Source organism: Pseudomonas sp. LBUM1661, from assembly GCF_059695925.1.
On the sequence record NZ_CP166794.1, the window covers coordinates 6,807,803 to 6,815,398 of the forward strand.

Here is a 7,596-nt window from a genome sequence, read left to right on the forward strand (position 1 = left end):
GTGTTCCCAATCATGCCGTGCGGCGCAGTATCAGCAGATGGCGTTGGCCTTGGCAACCAGGTACGGCCAGGGCGTGTTCGCTATCGAGGTGGAAGTCTGCCGGCAATGCTACCAGCTCATCGGCCGGATGAACGCCCTTCATTGCCAGCCAACGCGTTTCGGTGTCGCCGAGGTGGCGCGTCCAGTTGCTGAAGTTCTCCATGCTGCTGAAGGCCCGGGAAATGATCCCGTTGAACGGCTGTGCAGGCTGGAAGGCTTCGACGCGACTGTGGATAACTTGCAGGTTATCCAGTTTGAGTTCGAGTTTGACTTGGGTCAGGAAGCGGGTTTTCTTGCCGTTGCTGTCCAGGCAGGTCACTTGCGACTCTGGAAACAGGATGGCCAACGGAATGCCCGGCATTCCGCCGCCGCTGCCAACGTCCAGCCAGCGGCCGTTTTCGACGAACGACATCACGCTCAAACTATCGAGCAAATGACGGGAGACCATTTCGTCCGGATCGCGCACGGCGGTCAGGTTGTAAGCCTTGTTCCATTTTATCAACAGGGCCAGATAACCCAGCAGCAGCGCGTGCTGGGTTTCTGTCAGCGTGACACCGAGCTGGCGAGCACCTGTGGATAACTCTTCTGCGTGTTGCGAGGTGACCAACGAACTCAAGCGCTTTGCTCCAACTGACGGCCCGCGCCGCGTTTTTTCAAATGAATCATCAACAGCGAAATCGCTGCCGGCGTAACGCCCGGGATACGTGACGCCTGGCCCAAGGTTTCTGGACGGGTCGCGCCGAGCTTGCTCTGGATCTCTTTGGAGAGACCGGAAATGTTCGTGTAATCGATATCCACAGGCAGTTTGGTGTCTTCGCTGGCCCGCAGACGTGCGATTTCATCCTGCTGGCGATCGATGTAACCGGCGTATTTGGTCTTGATTTCGACCTGCTCGGCGACCTGTGGATCTTCTGCGCCGCCACCGGTCACGGCGATCAGACCAGCGTAGTCGATTTCCGGACGGCTCAGCAGGTTGAGCAAATTGTATTCGTGGGTCAGCGGCGTACCGAACTTCTCGGAAATCGCATCGCCTTGCTCCGTGCCCGGGCGAACCCAGGTACTTTTCAGGCGTTGCTCTTCGAGCGTGATGCTTTCGCGCTTGGTGCAGAACGCAGCCCAACGCGCGTCATCGACCAGACCCAATTCGCGACCTTTTTCGGTCAAGCGCAGGTCGGCGTTGTCTTCGCGCAGGATCAGGCGGTACTCGGCACGGGAAGTGAACATCCGATACGGTTCCTGAGTACCCAGGGTAATCAGGTCATCGACCAATACTCCGATGTACGCCTCATCGCGACGCGGGCACCAGGCGTCTTTGCCCTGGGCGCGCAGTGCGGCGTTGGCTCCGGCCAGCAAACCCTGGGCGCCGGCTTCTTCGTAACCGGTGGTGCCGTTGATTTGCCCGGCGAAGAACAGGCCGCCAATGACTTTGGTTTCCAGGCTGTACTTCAGGTCACGCGGGTCGAAGTAGTCGTACTCGATCGCGTAACCCGGTCGAACGATGTGCGCGTTTTCCATGCCGCGGATCGATTGCACGATCTGCAGTTGCACGTCGAACGGCAGGGATGTGGATATCCCGTTCGGGTACAGCTCGTTGGTGGTCAGGCCTTCGGGTTCGATGAAGACCTGATGGCTTTCCTTGTCGGCAAAGCGGTGGATCTTGTCTTCGATCGACGGGCAGTAGCGCGGGCCAATGCCTTCGATCATCCCGTCATCGGAATACATCGGCGAACGGTCGAGGTTGGCGGCAATGATTTCGTGAGTGCGGGCGTTGGTGTGGGTAATCCAGCAGCTGACCTGTTTCGGATGCTGCTCTTTGGAACCCATGAACGACATCACCGGGATCGGTGTATCGCCGGCTTGCTCGGTCATGACCGAGAAATCCACAGAGCGACCGTCGATGCGCGGCGGTGTCCCGGTTTTCAGGCGACCGACACGCAGTGGCAATTCACGCAGACGGTGAGCCAGGGCAATCGACGGCGGATCACCGGCACGGCCACCGGAAAAATTCTGCATGCCGATGTGGATAAGTCCGCCGAGGAAGGTACCGGTGGTCAACACCACGGAATCGGCGAGGAAACGCAGACCCATTTGGGTGACAACACCGCGCACTTGTTCCTGTTCGACGATCAGGTCGTCTGCAGCTTGTTGAAATATCCACAGGTTCGGCTGGTTTTCCAGGATTTCGCGGACAGCGGCCTTGTACAGCACCCGATCTGCCTGAGCGCGGGTTGCACGCACGGCCGGGCCTTTGCGGCTGTTCAACACACGAAATTGAATACCACCCTTATCGGTAGCCATGGCCATCGCGCCGCCGAGGGCGTCGATTTCCTTGACCAGATGGCTTTTGCCAATCCCACCGATGGCAGGGTTGCAACTCATGGCGCCGAGGGTTTCCACGTTATGCGTCAGCAACAGGGTTTTTGCCCCCATACGTGCTGACGCCAGTGCTGCCTCGGTACCGGCATGACCGCCGCCGATGACGATCACTTCAAAACGGGAAGGGAAATCCACCACGCACCTCGTGCCTGCTTCAGTTAGGTAATCCGGAATAGGTTGGTCTCAGGTTTTTGGACCTGGTCGGCAAGTATAGGGACTTCGCCCTTCCTAAAGAACCCTTTGCACAAAATTTAACCAGCTGTGGAGAAGTCGCGGTTATAGAAATTAAAAAGAGAGAAATTTATTAAATCTTTGTTTTTATGTTTATTTCTACTGAGGCACCTTTCTGTTGATAGATCTCTACAAGCCTTTATATTCAATATGTACAGAGATTCAAAACCCTGTGGTCATGTGCCAATGAGGCCCTTGGATAACCGCTTTAAGCCTGTGGATTAAAGGGGTGGTTATCCACAGGGGCGGTTATCTTCAGTTTTGAGGCCCTGTTATCAACTGCCCTTAGTGGCAGTTATTCACAGGGCTTAATCCACAGAAATTCGCTAAATGAGTAAATCCCGGGCACGGAAAAACCGCTCAAGCAGAAAGAATCTGCTCGGCACTGGAAGAAAATTTAAGAGAAAGGAAGAAACAGACAGGCGCGAATGGCCTGCCTGTGGACAACCGAAGGGTTATTTACCGATGCAAAAGCTGGAAAAGATCCGTCCAAGCAGGTCATCGGAGCTGAATGCACCGGTGATTTCACCCAAAGCGTGCTGAGCCTGGCGCAAATCTTCGGCCAGCAGCTCACCGGCACCTGCCAGCGTCAGCTGTGCACGGCCATGCTCGAGGGAAGCACTGGCATGACGCAACGCCTCAAGGTGACGCCTGCGAGCACTGAAGCTGCTTTCCGAGGTTTGTTCATAGCCCATGCAGGCCTTGAGATGGTCGCGCAGCAATTCCAGGCCCTCGCCGGCAGACTTGGCGCTGAGACTGATAGTCACGTGGCCATCCTGGCTGACTTCCAGGGCAATCGCTTCACCGGTGAGGTCAGCCTTGTTACGGATCAGCGTGACTTTGGCCGGATCTGGGCGGATCTCGAGGAATTCCGGCCATAACGCGAATGGATCAAGGGCTTCAGGGGCAGTGGCATCGACGACCAGCAGCACCCGATCTGCTTCGCCGATGGCTTTCAACGCCCGTTCCACACCGATTTTCTCGACGTGATCATCGGTATCCCGCAAACCTGCGGTGTCGACCACGTGCAACGGCATGCCATCGATGTGGATATGTTCGCGAAGAATGTCCCGGGTCGTGCCGGCAATCTCGGTGACGATCGCTGCTTCTCGACCCGCCAGCGCATTTAGCAAACTGGATTTGCCGGCGTTGGGTCGGCCGGCAATCACCACCGTCATGCCGTCACGCAACAAGGCACCCTGCCCGGCTTCTCGCAACACGGTGGATAACTCCTCGCGGACTTTGTCGAGCATGCTCAGTACATGGCCATCGGCAAGGAAGTCGATTTCTTCTTCCGGAAAGTCGATTGCCGCTTCGACATAGATCCGCAAGCCAATCAATTGCTCGGTGAGGTTATGCACACGTTCGGAAAACGCACCTTGCAAAGAACGCAGGGCATTTCGTGCCGCCTGTGCAGAACTCGCCTCGATCAAGTCAGCAATGGCTTCGGCCTGGGCCAGGTCGAGCTTGTCGTTGAGGAAGGCACGCTCACTGAATTCACCCGGCCGGGCCAGCCGACAGCCCAGTTCCAGGCAACGCTTGAGCAGCATGTCCAGGACAATCGGGCCGCCATGACCCTGGAGTTCCAGCACATCTTCACCGGTGAACGAGTTCGGTCCCGGGAAATACAGGGCAATGCCCTGATCCAGCACCTCATCGTTTTTACTGAGGAACGGGCCGTAATGGGCAAACCGTGGCTTGAGTTCTCGACCGCTGAAGGCCTTGGCCGCAACACTCGCCAGCGGCCCGGAAATACGGACGATGCCCACACCGCCGCGACCTTGAGCAGTGGCGACGGCGGCGATGGTTTCACGAGGAACGCTCATAAACCGTTATCCAGACAAAAGTGACAGATAGCAAAACGCCCCACTAGGGGGCGTTTTGAGTGGTTATCCACAGTGTAAATCAGGCAGCTGCTTTGGTAGCTGCTTCGACTTTACGAGTGATGTACCACTGTTGGGCGATCGACAGGCAGTTGTTCACTACCCAGTACAGCACCAGACCAGCCGGGAACCACAGGAAGAAGAAGGTGAAGATGATTGGCATCAACTTCATTACCTTGGCCTGCATAGGGTCCGGTGGAGTCGGGTTCAGCTGCTGCTGGATGAACATGGTTGCACCCATGATGATCGGCAGAATGAAGAACGGATCCTTGATCGACAGGTCAGTAATCCACAGCATGAACGGCGCTTGGCGCATTTCAACGCTTTCCAACAGAACCCAGTACAGCGAAAGGAAAACCGGCATCTGCACGAGGATTGGCAAGCAACCACCCAGCGGATTGATCTTCTCCTTCTTGTACAGCTCCATCATGGCTTGCGACATTTTCTGCCGGTCGTCGCCGTGTTGCTCTTTCAGCGCAGCCAGTTTCGGTGCCACTGCGCGCATGCGGGCCATGGATTTGTAGCTGGCAGCCGACAGCGGGAAGAAGATCCCTTTGATCAGCATGGTCAGGAAGATGATCGACCAGCCCCAGTTACCGACGATTGCGTGGATGTGTCCCAGCAACCAGAAGATGGGTTGGGCGATGAACCAAAGAATGCCGTAATCGACGGTCAGTTCCAGACCTGGGGACAACTCTTTCAGCACGGCCTGGCTTTTCGGACCGGCGTACAGAACGGCACTGGTTTCGGCTTTTGCACCTGGCGCAACGCTCATTGCCGGGCCGGTATAACCGATGATGTAGTTGCCCTTGCTGTCTTTACGGGTCTGGACGACGTTGTTTTCGCCCTTGGCCGGAATCCATGCGGTGACGAAGTAGTGTTGCAACCAGGCAACCCAACCGCCACTGACCGTTTCCTTCAACTGCGCCTTGTCCATGTCCTTCATAGACACTTTCTTGTACGGCTCGTTACTTGTCCACAGGGCAGCGCCCAGGTAAGTCGCGGTACCGGTGGCGGTGGTTGAGGAAGGATCGCCGCTGGCGTCACGCTTCAGTTGCGCGAACATCGCACCGGACCAGGGCTGAGCGCTCTGGTTGTCGATCAGGTAGGAAACGGTTACGTCATACAGGCCGCGTTTCAGGGTGAAACGCTTGATGTAGTTGACGCCGTCCTTGCTGAACTTCAGGTCTACGACCAATTGGTCCTGACCGTCAGCCAGTTGGTAAATCTTCTTCTCCGAGGAGTAAACCGGACGACCGGCAGGACTTGCGTCCGGACCGTTGGTGCCGATCAAACCGCTTTGAGCCAGATACGTCCGCTCGTTGCCGTTATCGAACAACTGGAATGGAATGTCCGGATGGTCCTGGCGACGTGGATACAGCGGCAGTGTCAACTGGGCAACATCGCCACCTTGTGGGTCGACGGCCAGGTTGAGCACATCCGTTTTGATCTGGATGAGGTCTTTGCTTGCAGCTACTGGTGTTTCAGTAGGTGCAGTTGCACTGGTATCGCTTGCGGCGCGTGGAATGTCGTCACTGACAGAAGCATTATTGCCAGTCGCCGTATCCGGTAGGCCCGGTGCGGAAGTACTGGAAGCAACATTCTGAGTCGGCAGGGCAGCCTGGCCATAGTCCTGGTTCCATTTAAGAACCATAACGTAGGACACGATTGCCAGGGCGACGATCAGGATCGTGCGTTTGATATCCATGATTACTCGGCCATCGAAGAAGAACGGGAGGTAGGGATAGATGGAACCGGGTCATAACCACCGGGATTCCACGGATGACAGCGACCTAAACGACGAAAGGCCAGCCAGCCACCGCGCAGAAGGCCATGATTTTCTATGGCTTCATACGCGTAGCAGGAACAACTGGGGTAGAAACGACAGTGACTGGCCATCAGGGGACTGATGGCATAGCGATAAAACTGGATCGGAACGAGTGCCAGTTTACGCATCGGGACTGTCTACCCCTACAGTTTCGGTTTTGACTGCTGGTACCGGCGTGCTGCGTGCCAGACGCTTCCAGAGTTTGCCGAAATGCTGAATCAATTCGGGGTTTTCTACGTCACCCAAACCTTTGCGCGCGACGATAACGATGTCCCAACCGACCAGTGAATCCTGGTGCAGACGGAACGATTCGCGCATCAGACGTTTGAGGCGATTGCGCTCGACGGAGAGCTTTACGCTCTTTTTCCCGATAACCAGCCCGAGACGGGGGTGATCAAGATCGTTGTTGCGCGCAAGGAGCAGGAGATTTTTCCCCGGAACCTTGCCGGTAGGGGAGTCAAAGACTGCCTTGAAATGCCGGGGGGTAAGCAGACGCTTTTCCCGACTGAAGTCCTGACTCACCTCCAGTGCCGGATTATCAAACTGCCAGACGCGCACGACCTTTGGCGCGACGACGCGACAGGACGGCACGACCGTTCTTGGTAGCCATGCGAGCACGGAAACCGTGGGTACGAGCGCGTTTGATAGTGCTTGGTTGGAAAGTACGTTTCATTGTCGTGTTACCTGGTTCGTCCACAACGGGCCGGAATGGCCCCCGTTTTAAGAGACCGGGGATTCTAGAGAAAGCAAGCCTCTAGGTCAATTTCCAACCAGCGTTTCCTTATAAATAGATCTCCAGGTGCTTTTCTCGTACGAAGGCTTCGCTAGATATAAAAATAAAGAAGGAAAGTATTTAAAGCTTTTCTGTAAAGCTTATAAAAGCTAGGCCCACGGTCTTCTGTGGATAACTACCTTGAGCCCTTGTACGCCGTGATGTACAGAGAATGACAACTACGGTGGAAAACAGGGGGCAGCCTGTGCTGCGCTGTCGGATAACCTGTGTGTGAAAGGGCCACTTATCCACAGGCCAGTTATCCACCGAGTTTCGCCCCCACTTGTACAACGAGCTTAGACCCGGTTATCCACAGAGCTTATGCACAGACCATTGGTCGTCTTTTTTGCGTATAAAGCGTTGATTCTTCTTGGGTGGTGAACAACCTACGTGTGGATAAGTCGGCGTCTGATCGTTACAATGGCCGCTTGTTTTTGCCTCACCGGCTTTCAACTTAGGGGATATCC

7 protein-coding genes are annotated in these 7,596 nt (G+C 55.8%); all 7 read right to left on the minus strand.

What is annotated here, in order from left to right:
• Positions 1–10: 10 nt before the first annotated feature.
• Positions 11–655, minus strand: coding sequence for a 16S rRNA (guanine(527)-N(7))-methyltransferase RsmG (gene rsmG / locus ACA057_RS31320; protein ID WP_497344945.1), 645 nt, complete (start codon positions 653–655; stop codon positions 11–13).
• Positions 652–2,550 (minus strand): tRNA uridine-5-carboxymethylaminomethyl(34) synthesis enzyme MnmG, encoded by a 1,899-nt coding sequence (gene mnmG / locus ACA057_RS31325; RefSeq protein WP_497344947.1) that lies wholly within the window; start codon positions 2,548–2,550, stop codon positions 652–654. Before mnmG ends, rsmG begins: the two co-directional genes overlap by 4 nt.
• Positions 2,551–3,101: 551 nt before the next feature.
• On the minus strand, positions 3,102–4,472 hold the full coding sequence (mnmE, locus tag ACA057_RS31330; RefSeq protein ID WP_497344949.1) for a tRNA uridine-5-carboxymethylaminomethyl(34) synthesis GTPase MnmE: 1,371 nt from the start codon (positions 4,470–4,472) through the stop codon (positions 3,102–3,104).
• Positions 4,473–4,551: 79 nt separating this feature from the next.
• Positions 4,552–6,237 carry a membrane protein insertase YidC gene (yidC, locus tag ACA057_RS31335; protein WP_497344951.1) on the minus strand — a complete coding sequence of 562 codons (1,686 nt, stop codon included), beginning with the start codon at positions 6,235–6,237 and terminating at the stop codon, positions 4,552–4,554.
• A 2-nt stretch (positions 6,238–6,239) separates the two neighbouring features.
• On the minus strand, positions 6,240–6,485 hold the full coding sequence (gene yidD / locus ACA057_RS31340) for a membrane protein insertion efficiency factor YidD (RefSeq protein ID WP_074872215.1): 246 nt from the start codon (positions 6,483–6,485) through the stop codon (positions 6,240–6,242).
• The gene (rnpA, locus tag ACA057_RS31345; RefSeq protein ID WP_027926203.1) at positions 6,478–6,879 is read right to left on the minus strand and encodes a ribonuclease P protein component; all 402 of its coding nucleotides are present in this window, start codon (positions 6,877–6,879) and stop codon (positions 6,478–6,480) included. Before rnpA ends, yidD begins: the two co-directional genes overlap by 8 nt.
• A gap of 16 nt (positions 6,880–6,895) precedes the next feature.
• Positions 6,896–7,030, minus strand: a complete 135-nt coding sequence (gene rpmH / locus ACA057_RS31350; protein WP_003213577.1) for a 50S ribosomal protein L34 — start codon at positions 7,028–7,030, stop codon at positions 6,896–6,898.
• Positions 7,031–7,596 lie beyond the last annotated feature (566 nt).